Source organism: Enterocloster lavalensis, assembly GCF_046603895.1.
In the GTDB taxonomy this organism is placed as follows: Bacteria; Bacillota; Clostridia; order Lachnospirales; family Lachnospiraceae; genus Enterocloster; species Enterocloster lavalensis.
The window spans coordinates 6011019-6026261 of record NZ_CP176637.1 but is presented as its reverse complement, the minus strand read 5'-3'; the positions used below and the strand labels follow the sequence as shown (position 1 = coordinate 6026261).

The window sequence follows — 15243 nt, the reverse complement described above, 5'->3', positions numbered from 1 at the left end:
CCTTTTTACATTTTCAGGTATTATTTTCCCACTTTTTGTCTAAATACTCATAAATTTAATCATAATATAGATAACCCCGGATGACAAGGGCTTATTTAATCCTTTTCATTTCCGATAAACTGTTGTATAATATGAGCACTTGGTGAGGTCCCTCACGAACCTAGTGCGAATATATCCCTGACCACTTGGCGAGGTCTTTTGGCCGTCCGGAAACCCACATTCCGGCACAGTCCCGGCCCGGACCATTTGCGGACACGCCTCCAAGAACGAACATAAAAGGAGCAGTTTCATGAACTATGGGAAGTATGAGACAGAGCGCAGGCTCAAGTCTCTTCACTCAAAGTCAGCCAAATATACGTCCAAGCTGTTTTTAAACATATTCAAGGCGCTGTTTGTGCTGTTCTTATTCTGTGTGGTGGTGGGGGCCAGCATCGGGTTTGGCATGGTCAAGGGAATCATCGACAATGCGCCCACCGTGGACATCCTGAACATACAGCCGGACCGGTTTGCCACCACCATCTACGATGCAAAGGGCAATCTGACCGATACCCTGGTGACCAGCGGTTCCAACCGCGAGGCCGCCACCTTCGACGAGCTTCCGCCGGACCTGGTCAACGCTTTCGTGGCCATCGAGGACTCTCGTTTCTGGTCCCACAACGGCATTGACATCCGTTCCATCGCCCGCGCGGCCAAGGGTCTGATCAGCGACGATTACGCCGGAGGCGGAAGCACCATCACCCAGCAGCTGATCAAAAACAACGTATTTGCCGGTGGTATGGAGTCCGGCTGGGGGCCCCGCATCGAGCGAAAGCTTCAGGAGCAGTACCTTGCCGTGCAGCTGGAGAAAAACTCCGGTATGAGCAAGGAGGACACCAAAAAACAGATCATCACCAGCTACTTAAACACCATCAACCTGGGAAGCAACACCCTGGGCGTGAAGGTGGCGGCCCGGCGCTATTTTAATAAAGAAGTCTCCGACCTGACTTTATCGGAGTGTGCGGTGCTGGCTTCCATTACCAAAAACCCCTCCCGCCTAAACCCCATCACCGGGGCCGAGGCCAATGCGGAGCGCCGGGCCATCGTGCTGCAGTACATGTACGAGCAGAAAAAAATCAGCAAAGCCCAGCAGGAGGAGGCTCTGGCCGACGACGTCTACAGCCGCATCCAGAATGTGGACGCGGTGAAGAAAGAGAGCGTCAATCCCTACAGCTATTTCACGGACGAGCTGATCGAGCAGGTGATACAGGACCTGATGGAAAAGCTGGACTACACGGAGAGCCAGGCCAGCAACCTGCTCTACTCCGGCGGCCTGCAGATTTACACCACCCAGGACCCGGACATCCAGGCCATTGTGGACGAGGAGATCAACAACCCGGACAACTATGACGCGGCCAAGTATTCCATGGAATACCGCCTCTCCGTCACCCACGCAAACGGCGACACCCAGCACTACTCCAACAAGAACGTGGAGGCGTGGCGCAAATCCGTGCTGGGAGACAAGAACTTCAACGGGCTCTACACCAGCACCGACGCTCTTCAACAGGACATCGACCAGTACAAGGCATGGCTGTTAAAGGAGGGCGACGAGGTGATCGGCGAGCGCCTGAACACCACGCTTCAGCCCCAGGCTTCCTTTGTGCTCATCGACCAGCACACCGGCGAGGTGATCGCCATAAGCGGCGGACGCGGCGAGAAAAAAGACAGCCTGACCTTAAACCGCGCCACCAACGTGCCGCGGCAGCCCGGTTCCACCTTCAAGGTGATCTCGGCCTTCGCGCCTGCCCTGGACGCCTGCGGCGCCACTCTGGGAACGGTCTACTATGACGCCCCCTACACGGTCGGCACCAAGTCCTTCCGCAACTGGTGGGGTGAAAGCCGTGGTTACACCGGCTACTCCAGTATCCGGGACGGCATCGTCTACTCCATGAATATCGTGGCCGTGCGCTGCCTGATGGAGACCGTGACGCCCCAGTTGGGTGTGGAGTACGCGGAAAACATGGGCATTTCCACCATGACCAAGACCGATCTGGGCGCGGCTACCGCCCTGGGCGGCCTGACTCTCGGCACCACCAACCTGGATTTAACGGCAGCTTACGCCTCCATCGCCAACGGCGGCACCTACATCCGTCCCAGATTCTACACCAAGATTCTGGACCACAACGGCAAGGTGCTTATCGACAATCAGCCGGAGACGCGCCAGGTGTTAAAGGATTCCACCGCCTTCCTGCTGACGGACGCCATGACCGACGTGATGAAAGGCAACCGAAAATTTATGCGCCCGGGCGTTTCTCCCATCAGCGCGACCGGCACGGCGGCGGCTTTAAACAATATGTCCACCGCCGGAAAGAGCGGCACCACCACCAACAACGTGGACGTCTGGTTTGAGGGCTTCACGCCCTACTACACGGCGGGCATCTGGGGCGGCTGCGACAGCAACCAGAAGTTAAAGGACGGAGGCGTCAACAACGGCGGAACCTCCTTCCACAAAGCGATCTGGCGCAAAATCATGAACCGGATCCACGAGGGGCTTTCCGATCCTGGTTTTGTGATCCCCGACAGCATCGAGACCGCGCAGATCTGCCGTAAATCCGGCAAACGCGCCGTCTCCGGCGTCTGCGACCACGATCCCAGAGGCAACGCGGTGTACACCGAGTATTTCGCCAAGGGAACCGCGCCCACGGAGGTCTGCGACAAGCACGTGGCCGTGACAGTGTGCGCCGAGTCCGGCATGCGCCCCACCCCCTTCTGTCCGGAGAAAACCACGCGGATCTGCATGGTTCTTCCAAGCGGCGAGGACGGGACCACGGACGATTCCTACTTCGCAATCCCCGGGGAGTGCCCGATCCACACGGATGCCTCCACCATTATCGTTCCGCCCAATGAATCAAACGGCGGCGAATCGCCGGGTTATGAGATCCCCCTGGGGCCGGGCTATCAGCCCTCCAAGGAGACCTCCTCCGAGTACGGACCCGGAATCCAGTAGACAACTCAACTGCTCTCAGAAATTCCATGCGGATTGCTGAGAGCAGTATTTTTCTGCAATTCGCCATCTGTGGGGAATACAAAAAGCGCTCCCTGTGGTACGATCTCTCTCAAGGAGGTGATTTCTTGGATCAAATACAAACCGGAAAATTTATCGCAGAACTGCGAAAAGAAAAATCATTGACCCAGGCGCAGCTGGGGGAGCTGGTGGGCGTGACCAACAAGACTGTTTCCAGATGGGAGAACGGCAACTATATGCCCGATCTGGCGGTCCTTCAGTCCCTGTGCGCCGTATTGAATGTGAGTATCAATGAGATGATCAGCGGCAGGCCGCTGGACGAGGCGGATTTCAGGCAACAGGCGGACAATAACCTGCTGCTCTCTCTGGACCAGGCGCAGCGAATGCGCCGGGAATATAAACTGATTGACTTTTTCACCGGAGCCGGCAGCGGCCTTCTGGTAGGTGCACTGATCGCTCCGGACTCCACCCGCCGCAGTGTGGTGATCGCCGTCAGCCTGATTATGATCGCCATCGGCCAGGTGACACAACGGCATTTTGGCAAACAGCTGATGGGGCTGCTGGACAAGGCGCGGTAGGACCCGGACAGGGTGGGTGGCGAAGGGCCGGGTATCTCAAAAAGAGGAGGGCAAGCCCTCCCCTGAATTCATCTCCCCTGCACGCTCTCCCGGTACAGGCTGACCATACCCGCGATGTCCCCCCTGGTATACGGCTTGGGCACAAACCCAAAGGCCTTGATATTCCAGGTCTTGATGGACAGCCCCGGGATGTCCGACAGCAGCACCACCTTGGGCGGGTGCGCGGTCTCTGCCAGCCGGGCCGCCAGGGTGATCCCGCTGATATCCGGCATCACCACGTCGGAAAATACCAGGTCCACCGGCTCCCGCTCCACAATCGCAAGCACCTCCGCCGGGTGTTCGAACCTTCCCCGAAGCTCGATCTCCTCCGTGTCCTCCAGAATGCCGGTCAGCTTGTCAAGCAGCTCCGGATCATTGTCCACGATCACTGTTCTGATACTCATTGTTCCTCCCATATCCCCTTATCATTTGGCAAATCCCGCCTGCCGCGCCCCTTTCCCAACCAGGCCGCGGCAGACAAACAGCCCGCTCTTGCTTTCCGGGCGGGCCGCGCTATTCTCTATTATAACGGCTTTCGCCGTCTGTTTCAATGAATATTTTTCCGTTCTATTTCATTTTCGGCTTAAACACCAGGCTGGCCAGGTAGCCGAACACCAGGGCTCCGCAGATTCCGGCGGAACCGGCGGTGAAACCGCCCTTGAACACGCCCAAGAGCCCGTCCTTGGCCACGCCCTCCATCACGCCCTTCCACAGGGCGTTTCCAAAGCCCAGAAGGGGTACGGAGGCTCCCGCTCCCGCCCACTCCACAAAGGGCTGGTATAAGCCGATGCAGCCTAAGATCGCGCCGCTGACCACCAACAGCACCATGATTCGGCCCGGCATCAGCTTTGTCTTTTCCATCAGGATCTGCACCAGGGCGCAGATGATGCCGCCCACCAGAAATGCTTTCACATAATCCATCGTTTTGCCTCCTTAACCGTCGATATGCTCGATGACAACCGCGTGCGCGATGCCCGGTATGCTCTGTCCCTCGTTGAAGCTGATGTTGGACAAAAGCGCCCCGGTGGGCACGAACAGCACCCGCTTCCAGGTGCCGTCCTGGATTTTGGGTAGAATATAGGAGCACAGCGTCACCGCAGAACAGCCGCAGCCGCTTCCGCCCGCGTGGGTGTCCTGCTGCTCCTTGTCATAGATCTCCATTCCGCAGTCCATGTGGAGCTCGCTGAGATCCCGCCCTTTATTTTTCATAAAATCCAGCAAAATGGTCCGCCCGATCTCGCCTAAGTCCCCGGTGATGATCTTGTCATACCAGGTCTCGTTGACCTGGAAATCCTCCAGGTTCTGCTCGATGGTGTGGAACGCCGCCGGAGCCATGGCCGCGCCCATGTTCATGGAGTCCTTGGTCCCCATGTCCACCATGCGGCCCGTGGTGATTCCCGTGATCTTGGCAAGCCCCTCCTTCCGGTCCCCGGCCAGAGCCACACACCCGGCCCCGGTGACCGTCCAGGTGGCGGACATGGGGCGCTGGTTGCCGTACGCCAGCGGGAAGCGGAACTCCTTCTCCGCTGTGGCGAAGTGGCTGGATGCCATGGCCAGAACCTGGTTTGCATAACCCGCGTTCACGGCCATGGCTCCCAGGCTCAGGGCTTCGCCCATGGTGGAGCAGGCCCCGTAAAGCCCGAACAGGGGGATTTCCAGATCCACCGTTCCGAAGGAGGTGGCGATCAACTGCCCCAGTAAGTCTCCGGCAAACAGGTAGCGCAGGTCCGTTTTTCGCAGCCCGCCCTTCTCAATGGCCTTGTCCGCAGCCTGCTTCTGCAGGGCGCTCTCCGCCTGCTCCCAGTTGTCCTTGCCGCACATGTCGTCCTGCTCCACCTGGTCGAAGAGCGGCCCCAGAGGTCCTTCCCCTTCCTTTTTGCCAACCACGGAGGCCGCGCTGACGATCACCGGCGGATGCTCAAATTCCAGACTGGCCTTTCCTTTCATTTCTCCCATTAACATTCACCTCGTTTTTATTCTCTCTTAAGCTTATTATTGACAAAAAGAAACTAAAAACATATTCCAATTTATGGTTGTTCTGAAAATTCCATCCGGATCATTTTACTGTGATCCAATTAAAAAATGGTGGATCACCCTATCATTAAGTGATCCACCGCTTTTTTATCCCTGATAAATTCTGGTGCCGCTCTGTCCCGCCATCGCTAACGGGGCTTTCTCCAGGGAGGCAATGACTGCGTTCCTCCCCTTCTTGCTCTCCGCAAACGCCATGGCCGCCTGAACCTTGGGCAGCATGCTTCCCGCCCCGAACTGTCCCTGACTGCAGTATTCCCTGGCCTGGTCCACGGTCATTTCCGTCAGCTGCTTCTGGTCCGGCCTGCCGAAGTTCACAGCCACGTGATCCACCGCGGTGAGAATAAACAGATAGTCCGCATCCACCATCTCCGCCAGCTTGGCTGAGGCGAAATCCTTGTCGATCACAGCCGGAACCCCGGTGTAATCCCCGTTTTCATCCCTGATGACAGGAATGCCGCCTCCTCCGCAGGCAATGACAATATACTCATTGTCCAGCAGATTTAATATGGACTCCCGCTCCACAATAGCCACGGGCTTAGGGGAGGGAACGACTCTTCGGTAGCCTCTGCCCGAATCCTCCACAAACTGAAGCTCCGGCCGCTCCTTCTTAAGCGCCTCCATGTTCTCCTTTGTCATAAAGCTGCCGATGGGTTTGGTTGGCTTTAAAAACGCGGGGTCTCCTGGATCTACGGCCACCTGGGTTACTACGCTGGCCACATGCCAGGGCATATTTCGGATTCTCAGCTCTTTTTTAATTCCCTTCTGTAAATGGTAGCCGATATACCCCTGGCTCATAGCCGTGCACTCCATCAGCTCCATGGGACAGATGCCCGTATCGTGCTGTGCGCCGATCTCGAAGGCTTTGCTGATCATTCCCACCTGTGGGCCGTTTCCATGGCTGATGATGATCTCATGGCCCTGGCTGATGAGGCCGATCAGAGAGGGGCAGGCCGCCTCAATCATCTCCTGCTGCTCCTTTGGGTTGTTGCCCAGGGCGTTTCCGCCCAGGGCAATTACGATTCTTGACATGCTGCATTTCCTCCTACTACTTCTTTAGCCTTCATAAACAATGCGTCCGTTTACCATAGTGAACACATTTTTCGTCTCCAGAATCACTTCCGGCTCGCCCTCAAAGATGTTGTGGTCAAGAACGCATATATCCGCGAATTTGCCGGGAGCCAGCGTGCCGATCTCATCTGCGCTGTTGGCCGCGCAGGCGGAGCCGTAGGTATAGGCGCTGACTGCCTCATATACATTGATCCGCTCCGCGGGAATCCATCCTCCGTCCGGTTTGCCGTCAAATGCCGAACGACGGGTTACCGCATTGTAGAGGCCGTTGAAGGGGTTGATCTCAGCTACCGGGCTGTCCGTTCCAAAGGCCAGGGTCACGCCTGCATCCAGGAAGCGGCGGAAGGGCCACATCAACTGGATTCTGTCCTGCCCCAGATCACGCTCAATGCCGTTGGGATCAATCATCAGGTGGGGCGGCTGCACGGAGGCGACCACATTTAATTTGCTCAGCCTGGCAATGTCCTCGTACTGCAGATTCTCCAGATGCTCCAAGGTGTGCTGCAGATACGGTTTCTTCCCATAGACCATCTCCGCTTCCTCTAAATAGTCCAGCATCAGATGGATAGCCTGGTCGCCGATGGTGTGGACTCTCATACTCAGATCATTTTCCACTGCCTTTAACACCAGACGGCGCATATCATCGGGGTTGGTGGACAGCTTACCGCAGTCGCCTTCATAGTAGGCATTTGCGTAGGGCTCCTTTAAATAGGCGGTATGGCAGCTGGACACTCCGTCAAAGAAATGCTTCACGCCGGTGCATTTTAACATGGGGCTTCTGTACTGGTCCCGCATCTCCATGGGCCTGGTCATCTCATCGGTCATGGTTGGATACATGTGGACACGCACATTTAACTCGCCCTTGTCCAGCAGCCGGGAATAGATGTCGTCCCGCACAAAGTCCGCTCCCGGCACCGCCATCATGGATACATCGCAAACAGAGGTGATCCCGAACTTGTTTAAATTGGAAATCAGCTTCTTGTAGCACTGGTCTTCTTCCTCCTGGGTGAAACAGTAGACCCTGCTGCTGAGACAGGCGGCCGCGCTCTCATGGAAAATGCCCGTCAACTCACCGTTCTCGTCCTTGTCAATGGTGCCGCCCGGAGGCGCCGGAGTGTCCTTGTCAATCCCCAGCACTTCCATGCCCTTGGTGTTAAACCACATGGTATGGCCATCTCCGCTGACCATGCACACCGGGCGGTTGGGGTATACTGCATCCAGTGACTTCTTGCTGGGCAGCACAGGATTGTCCCAAAGAGGATGATACCAGCCCGCGCCAATAAGCCAGCGGTCCTCCGGAATGCGCGCAGCAAGCTCCTTTAAGCCGTCCACGCACTGCTGCTCCGAGGTGTCGGTAAAGCTGGCGTGTACCAATGGGGAGGAATAGAGCCCGGACATGTACAGATGGATGTGGGCATCGTGCATACCTGGCATGATCACCTGATCCCCGAAATCCAGTACCTTGGTTTCCGGCCCAATGACCCCTTCCATCTGGTCACAGGCGCCTGCAAACATAATCTTCTCTCCCTTTACCGCTACGAAGCCGTCTATCAGTTTTCTGCCTGTTCCTTTATAAATCCGGCTGCTCTTTAAAATATAATCCGCTTTTCTCATCACATTTCTTCCCTTCCATATTTTTTAACCGCTTCATTTCATACACTGCCATGACTGCCGCTGCTGCGAAGGCCAGTATATCGGCCACGGGCAGGGAATACCACACGCCGTTCACGCCGAAGGTCCTGGTCAGAACCAGCATAATCGGAATACAGAACAGGATGTAGCGGCAGATTCCCAGGAATGTGGACGGAACCACCCGCTCCACGTACTGGAAGTAACAGGACATCACATTGGCGCACAGACCCAGGGATGAACAGATAATTGCCATGCGCAGGGCAGGCACCGCAACCTCCACCAGCGCCGCATCTCCGCAGAATATATCGCAGACCACATGTGCGCTCACGTAGAAGGCCAGGGTAAACACGCCCACTACCAGAACATTTCCAATCATACTGACCTTGATCAGCTGACGAATCCGGCCATACATTTTCTCGCCCAGGTTAAAGCTGGCAATGGGCTGCATACCTCCTGTGATAGCCTGGGTGATCATCATCAGAATGTAGATCACATAGCCGTTGATCACCGCATAGGCGGCCAGATCCATAGGCGTCCCGTAGGCTCCAAGGAAATTGTTGATCACAATACCGAACACCGTACTGGAGGCCTGAACCAGCAGGAACGGGAAACCGATCTTCATGATCTCCATGATCAGATCCTTATCAAAATGCAGATCCTCCCTGCGGATCTTCAGCAGTGTATTCTTGCTGAAGATAAAGTAAACGATAAACAGCCCCCAGATTCCGATGGAGATAGCGTAATATACCGCGCTCCCGGGAATCCCCAGTTTTAATATGTAGGTGCTTACATACAGCCAGGCAAGTGCGATTACCGCGGAGCTGGTCATGGCCCAGGTGGCGATGGCCGGCTTCTCATCTACTCTGGCCATGTAGACCACAATATGTCCGATAACACAGAAGGGGTAACCCACCATGAATATGCGCAGGAAAATGATCATCATGTCCTTATATTCCGCCGGAGTACCGATCAGATCCGCCACAGGACCTGCGAATAAAAAGATAATCGCGGACAGGGCGATCATAACGAACAGCGTGAACAGAGTTCCCTGTCCGTATACCCTTCTGGCCCCCTCCGGGTCCCCGTTCCCCAACCGGATTCCGGCGATGGTGGAGATACCGATGGCGAAGAATCCCCCCAGTGCAAGCATCAGGTACTCCATGGGCATAATCAGTTCCACGCAGGCCAGACCTTCGGTGCCAAGCCCATTTCCAATGATAATCCCCTCACACAGCACCATGATGCACTGTGCAATCATTCCCACAAATGTAAGAAAGCTGTATTTTGTAAATAACGGCAGAATCGGTTTCGTCCCAAGCTCCCGCCCTTCCTGCAGCTCTTGTTGATCTCCCATATCAATCCCCTCTCCTTTCCGGTTAAATGAGGCCTCTCTCTTCCATAAAGCGCTCCAGCTCCTCCCTGGCGGCCTCTGCCTTCAGCTTACTGGGCGCCTGCTCTCTCTGGTACTGAGTGAAATACACCAGAAGGCCGCGCATTGCGGTCAAACGGTTTCCCGCCTCCTCAAACGCCAGGGAGCACTCGCTGTCCAGCACCTCGTCCGTCACGTCCTCTCCCCTGGTTGCAGGCAGGCAGTGCATGAACTTGCAGCCAATGTTAGCCATCTGCAGCATCTCACGGTTGACCTGGTAGTCATGGAACACACGCACCCGTTCCTCCTTGGGCATTTCGTTCTCGTAGAGGCCGTACCATACGTCTGTGTAAATGAAATCGGCTCCGGTGAGGGCCTTCTCCCTGTCGTCCGTCACGTCCCAGGTTCCGCCGGATACCCTGCAGTTCTCCTCCATGATCTTCTTGTGCTCATCCAGCAGCTGGTGGCCTTTGGGCCCGTAGTGTACAAAATGCATGCCCAGCTTGGTGGTGATAAAGCCGAGGGACGCGCACACCTGGGTGCCGTCGCCCACAAACACAACCTTGCAGTCCTCCAGCTTCTTATTCTTAGGCAGATTCTCAATGATGGTGCAGAGATCGCCGATCTCCTGGGTGGGATGGTTGTAATCGGACATAGCGTTTAACACGGGGATGCTGCTGGCCTCCGCCAGCTCCACAACGCTCTTGTGCTCAATCACGCGGGCCATCACAATATCGATCAGGTTGGAAAGCACTTTTCCCGTGTCGCCGATGGTCTCATGACCGCCCAGCTGGATCATGCCGGGACCGAGGTACTGGGCATGGCCGCCCAGCTGTTCCATTGCGGTTTCAAAGGACACGCGGGTTCTGGTGGAGGACTGCTGGAAGATCATCCCCAGGGTCTTTCCCTTCATCAGCGGCGGATTGTAGCCTGCCTTGATGCACTGCTTGATCTCCAGGGACAGATGGATCATGTCCAGCAGTTCCTCCTTTGTGAAGTCGTTCGTGTCGATAAAGTGTCTCAATGTTTTCATGATAATTCCTCCTGCTTTTTGATTTATAATGGTTTATATGTTCCTACTTTGGCTGCTGCTGTGTGATGCAGTGGATGTTTCCGCCGCCGAATACAACTTCCTTTGTCTTGACGCCCACTACCTCCCGGTCCGGGAACATTTCCCGTATCTGGGCAAGGGCTGCCGCGTCGTTCTCATCCCCGTACTGGGGCACGATCACGCCGCCGTTTACAATGAGGAAATTCATATAGGAAGCGATGCACACGTCTCCGTCCTCCCTTGGCATGGTTCCCTGAATCTGGTCAATGCCCTCAGCGCCCTCTAAAAGCACCGGCTTCCTGGGCAAGCACAACTTATGTACCTTCAGTTTTCTGCCCTTGGCGTCCACTGCCTGGCAGAGCTGGTCGTAGGCCCTTCTGGAAGCCTCATAGAAGGGATTCTCCTCATCCTCCGTGTAAATGCAAGCTGCCTCCCCCGGACGGATAAAGCACGCCACATCATCGATATGCCCGTTGGTCTCCTCCGGGTCAATTCCGTCCGTAATCCAGATCACCTTCTCACAGTTTAAATAGCTGCAGAGCATCTCCTCGATCTGTTCCCTGGTCAGCTGCGGGTTACGCCCTTCGCTCAGCAGACACATCTCCGTGGTCATCACGGTGCCCTCACCATCTACATGGAAGGAACCGCCCTCCAGCACAAAACCTTCTGTGCGGTAGGAGTCCACATTTTCGATCTCGCACACCTTCTGGGCCACCGCGTCATCCGCATCCCATGGGAAATACAGTCCGTCCACCAGACCCCCCCAGGCGTTGAAGGTCCAGTCAATTCCTCTTACAGTGCCGTCCTCTCCCTTTATAAAGGTAGGACCGCAATCCCGGATCCAGGAATCGTTGCTTGCCATCTCCACCACCCGGATCTCTTCCGGCAGCCTGGCCCGGCAGTTGGCGTACTGTTCCTTTGATACGCACATGGTCACCGGCTCAAACCGGCTGATCGCCTCCGCCACATCCGTGTAGGCCTTCTGCACCGGCTTGGCACCGTTCCTCCAGTTATCCTGCCGCTCGGGCCAGAGCATCCATACCTGCTTCTGCTCCTCGAATTCCCCCGGCATCCTGTAACCGTCTTCTTTCGGAGTTGACCCTATCATTCGTTTGGCCATTTCCAAACCCCCTTTATTTATTTTTTATTTTCTGAGGCCGGTGCGGCGTATACCTGGTACGCCGTCACCGGATGACACAATCCTACTACCCGGAACGGCTGTTTTCCATCATCCCGGGATTGATTTCTGCCTAATCCCCAGGGTGTATTTTTCGTTATAATTATTATATATATCCATAATCCCGCCTAATCTTTTGTGCATATCTTCTATATTTTTGAAGTTCAAGGCGGAATTTCAATTTGCAGTTCCATCTATTTAATGATATAATAGGGGCACTACTCCAAAAGGGGACGAAGCCATGGACGTCATCTCATTTCTCTACACAATTTTTCTTTTGCTCCTGTATGCCTGTGTCATCAGCAGCTGCTTTTATGCGTGGATGAATACGGGGCATAAACTGTACCTTCATTTGATTGCAATGTTTGTTTTCTTTCTGTTTGATCTGTCTGTTATCTCCATTATTGAGTTTGTATACCATACGCCGGGACAGATTTCTCCGGTTCCATCCGTCAGTTTTCCGCTGCTTCGGAATGCCGGCTTCTTCAGCGGGCTGATTATCTATACCTTTTTCTTCCTGTGCCTGATGGAACGCCCCTTTGAGCTGCTGAACCTGATCCCCTTTCTGATCTACGCAGCCTGTATAGCTGTGTTCAGCACCATCCGCAATTCCATTGCGGCTGACTGGATGTACTTTCCCACTCGCTATATCACCATCATCAGCCTGCTCCTTCTGCTGCGGATCCAGATCCGGGCCTGCGGCGACCGGATTGACGTGCAGCGCAAGGCCCTGGCCCTGCAGCTGAATCTGTTTATACTGGCGTTTATGTGTCTGTCCTTTGTAGAAAACACAGTAACCACTATGTACTGGGACGAATACTCCGGCTGGCTGAATTCGTTTGCGCCCAGGCTCAGCGAACGGATTTTCTGCGAGGATATTTACTCTGTTGCCCTGTCCTGCTGGTGCCTCACCCAGTGCTATGATGTGATTAAAAACAAGCTGAACGCAGCTGTCCTGCCAGTCAATATTTCCTCCGCTCTGCCTAAAGACCGGTATGAAGGCGCCAAGGAAGAATTTGGGGCTGTTGACAAAGTGCCTGATCATTTATTACGAGCGGAAAAAAGCAATAAAAAAGACGCCTACCGGCGTCATCCCATACATCTTATCATCCTTTTTAAGTTCAAAGCGGTCGCCGAGAGGAGGCAGTGGTCCTCCGCTGCCTCTAAACCCCGTCGTAAGACGCGTGTTAAGTTATGTCCCCACTTTTGGGCGGCAAACGTGCCCTCGCACCAGATCTGCCGCTTGCGCAGCGCATCCAGATAGTCCGGCTCGTTTTGCCGGGCGAGATGCCGCCGTACTGTGGGACGGAAGTAGGTATCCAGCAGCCTTCGTGCGCCGCGTTTATCATTTTCGCTCAAACATTTCTCCCGGAAAGGACAGCTCCGGCAGTCTCCGCGGTCTGCCCAATACTCCCAGTACACACCGCTGGCGCTGCGGTACAGCCCCTTCACTCGAAGCTCTTTCCCATTGGGGCATTGATAAACATCTTTCTCCGCATCATAAGAAAAGGCATCCCGTTTGAATTCCGCCTTGGTCCTATCAGCAGAAGGCTGCGGCCTGACATAAAAGGAGATTCCCTGCTCCTCCAGCACACGGTGGGCCAGAGGAAAATCGTAAGCGGCGTCCGCTGTGGCCGCCTGAATGGGGAAGACATTTCGATGGATCTGCTCCAGATGGTCCAGGTATGGCACGGAATCATGCACATCGCCCGGTGTCACCGTCACACCCAGGATCACACCGTGGTCCGTGTCCAGGGTTTGATGGCTCAGGTAGTACTGGCCCTCCGGCTTCCCCGGCCGTTTCATATGCCCTGCCTCCGGATCAGTCCGGCTCACACGCTTGTGGCTGCGGCGGCTGTCCCGCTTGATTTGCTTTGTCCGCTTCTTCCGGCGGTGTCCGGTCCGTTTCTCCAGTTTCTGCAGTCCTTCTTCCTCGTAGCCGTCCAGCCGTTCCCAGTATACGCCCGGTTCCTCGGGCATTTCCACCAGATGCTCCGACGCACGGGAGGCATTGGCCTTTACATGGGTAGAGTCGGTAGCTGCCAATTTCCCGCTGACCAGACCTTTTTCAATGCACTGCCGCACCACTTCCTCAAACAGCCGACGGAAAACCTTGCGGAAAGAAGGCTTGCGACGGCGCAGCTGAGAGATGGTGCTGTGGTCCGGTACCCGGTCAAACAGATCCAGGCCCAGATACCACCGCAGGGCCACATCTGTCTGGATACGCTGTTCGATCTGCCGTTCCGATGGGATCCCGTACAGGTATCCTACCAGCAGATATTTTACCAGCACAACAGGGGCAATGGGTGGGCGGCCGTATCTGCGGTTGTACAGATGGGCTGTTTCTTCATGAATGAAGGACAAGTCCAGCGTGGCTTCCAGTTTTCGCAGAAAGTGTCCCTCTGGGACCAAATCTTCTATCGTTACCATGTGCAGCTTCAGTTGCATTCCCATCCCCCTCTCCGCTCTTTTTTTCATTATATCATATTTCCGGCGCTAAGGGGACTTTGTCAACAGCCCCAATTTGCACAGAAGCTGGGTCTGACGAAGCGGGAACGGGAAATCCTGGATCTGCTGTTAAAGGATCGGACAAATCAGGAGATCTGTGGGGAGCTGGTAATCTCTCTCGGTACAGTGAAAACCCATGTGCATAATATTTTGCAGAAAGCGGAGGTTACGAAACGAACTCAGCTGATGGAGCAGTTCCGGGCTTTTGTACAAAAGCGATGAACTCCACCACGGAAAACAGCACAATAAAAAGCAGAACCATGACATGGACTTCCCATCTCATCATTCTGCTTTTGGCAATCATGTTAGCACATGCTCTCTTAAATCTGAAAAATTCCCACCAGGCTTCCCAGCCAATATAAAAGCCCCAACACCCAGCTGGTCAACACCCCGTAGAGGATCACCGGCCCGGCGATGGTAAAGATCTTGCAGCCCACGCCGAACACCTCGCCCTCGGCGTGAAATTCCAGGGCCGGAGCGGCCACGGAGTTGGCAAAGCCGGTGATGGGCACCAGCGCCCCGGCGCCGCCAAATTTCACAAGCTTCTGGTAAATATTGAGCCCGGTGAGGATCACGCTGAGGAAAATCAGTTCCAGGGAGGTCCACGCCGCCGCTGCCTCCTTCTCCATCCCCATCTTGTCCGTCATAAACGTATTAAAAAACTGGCCAAGGCAGCAGATGATTCCGCCCACTAAAAATGCGCAGGCCATGCTCTTTGCCAGGCTGTGGACAGGTGTCACTTCCTTGACGTATTGGTCGTATTTTTGTTTGTCAACTTCCACTTCA

The 15243-nt window shown here is 55.1% G+C and carries 14 protein-coding genes; 3 read left to right on the top strand and 11 right to left on the bottom strand.

The annotated features are described in order from the left end of the window. The first annotated feature begins 289 nt into the window (after positions 1-289). Positions 290-2983, top strand: a complete 2694-nt coding sequence (locus ACK2JC_RS27040; RefSeq protein ID WP_092360870.1) for a transglycosylase domain-containing protein — start codon at positions 290-292, stop codon at positions 2981-2983. Positions 2984-3108: 125 nt separating this feature from the next. Further along, positions 3109-3579: a helix-turn-helix transcriptional regulator gene (locus ACK2JC_RS27035; RefSeq protein WP_320937898.1), complete on the top strand. Its 471-nt coding sequence runs from the start codon at positions 3109-3111 to the stop codon at positions 3577-3579. A gap of 68 nt (positions 3580-3647) precedes the next feature. Here ACK2JC_RS27035 and ACK2JC_RS27030 read toward each other — a convergent pair whose 3' ends face one another. From ACK2JC_RS27030 to ACK2JC_RS26985, 10 genes are all read right to left on the bottom strand, one after another. After that, entirely contained in the window at positions 3648-4022 is a 375-nt protein-coding gene (locus ACK2JC_RS27030; protein ID WP_092360875.1) for a LytR/AlgR family response regulator transcription factor, read from the bottom strand. 163 nt (positions 4023-4185) lie between these two features. Beyond that, complete coding sequence (spoVAE, locus tag ACK2JC_RS27025) at positions 4186-4539, bottom strand: stage V sporulation protein AE (protein ID WP_320937899.1); 354 nt, start codon at positions 4537-4539, stop codon at positions 4186-4188. A gap of 12 nt (positions 4540-4551) precedes the next feature. Continuing rightward, a complete protein-coding gene (gene spoVAD, locus ACK2JC_RS27020) occupies positions 4552-5574 on the bottom strand; it encodes a stage V sporulation protein AD (RefSeq protein ID WP_092360885.1) in 1023 nt (340 codons plus the stop codon). A gap of 165 nt (positions 5575-5739) precedes the next feature. Then, complete coding sequence (gene arcC / locus ACK2JC_RS27015; RefSeq protein WP_276952571.1) at positions 5740-6681, bottom strand: carbamate kinase; 942 nt, start codon at positions 6679-6681, stop codon at positions 5740-5742. A 24-nt stretch (positions 6682-6705) separates the two neighbouring features. Continuing rightward, positions 6706-8334: an amidohydrolase gene (locus ACK2JC_RS27010; RefSeq protein ID WP_320937900.1), complete on the bottom strand. Its 1629-nt coding sequence runs from the start codon at positions 8332-8334 to the stop codon at positions 6706-6708. Next, positions 8291-9706, bottom strand: a complete 1416-nt coding sequence (locus tag ACK2JC_RS27005) for an MATE family efflux transporter (RefSeq protein ID WP_320937901.1) — start codon at positions 9704-9706, stop codon at positions 8291-8293. Before ACK2JC_RS27005 ends, ACK2JC_RS27010 begins: the two co-directional genes overlap by 44 nt. A 22-nt stretch (positions 9707-9728) precedes the next feature. Next, positions 9729-10754, bottom strand: coding sequence for a putrescine carbamoyltransferase (gene ptcA / locus ACK2JC_RS27000; RefSeq protein WP_320937902.1), 1026 nt, complete (start codon positions 10752-10754; stop codon positions 9729-9731). A gap of 43 nt (positions 10755-10797) precedes the next feature. Then, a complete protein-coding gene (gene aguA, locus ACK2JC_RS26995; RefSeq protein ID WP_320937903.1) occupies positions 10798-11892 on the bottom strand; it encodes an agmatine deiminase in 1095 nt (364 codons plus the stop codon). 310 nt (positions 11893-12202) lie between these two features. Beyond that, the gene (locus ACK2JC_RS26990) at positions 12203-12994 is read right to left on the bottom strand and encodes a hypothetical protein (protein WP_411338159.1); all 792 of its coding nucleotides are present in this window, start codon (positions 12992-12994) and stop codon (positions 12203-12205) included. Positions 12995-13038: 44 nt separating this feature from the next. Then, entirely contained in the window at positions 13039-14403 is a 1365-nt protein-coding gene (locus ACK2JC_RS26985; protein ID WP_411337769.1) for an IS1182 family transposase, read from the bottom strand. Here ACK2JC_RS26985 and ACK2JC_RS26980 point away from each other — a divergent pair. Further along, a complete protein-coding gene (locus ACK2JC_RS26980) occupies positions 14284-14679 on the top strand; it encodes a helix-turn-helix domain-containing protein (RefSeq protein WP_411338157.1) in 396 nt (131 codons plus the stop codon). The two genes, ACK2JC_RS26985 and ACK2JC_RS26980, sit on opposite strands and share 120 nt — an antisense overlap. 98 nt (positions 14680-14777) lie before the next feature. On the opposite strand, the gene ACK2JC_RS26975 is transcribed toward ACK2JC_RS26980, so the two are convergent. Next, positions 14778-15239, bottom strand: coding sequence for a SpoVA/SpoVAEb family sporulation membrane protein (locus ACK2JC_RS26975; RefSeq protein WP_320937905.1), 462 nt, complete (start codon positions 15237-15239; stop codon positions 14778-14780). Between the last annotated feature and the right edge of the window lie 4 nt (positions 15240-15243).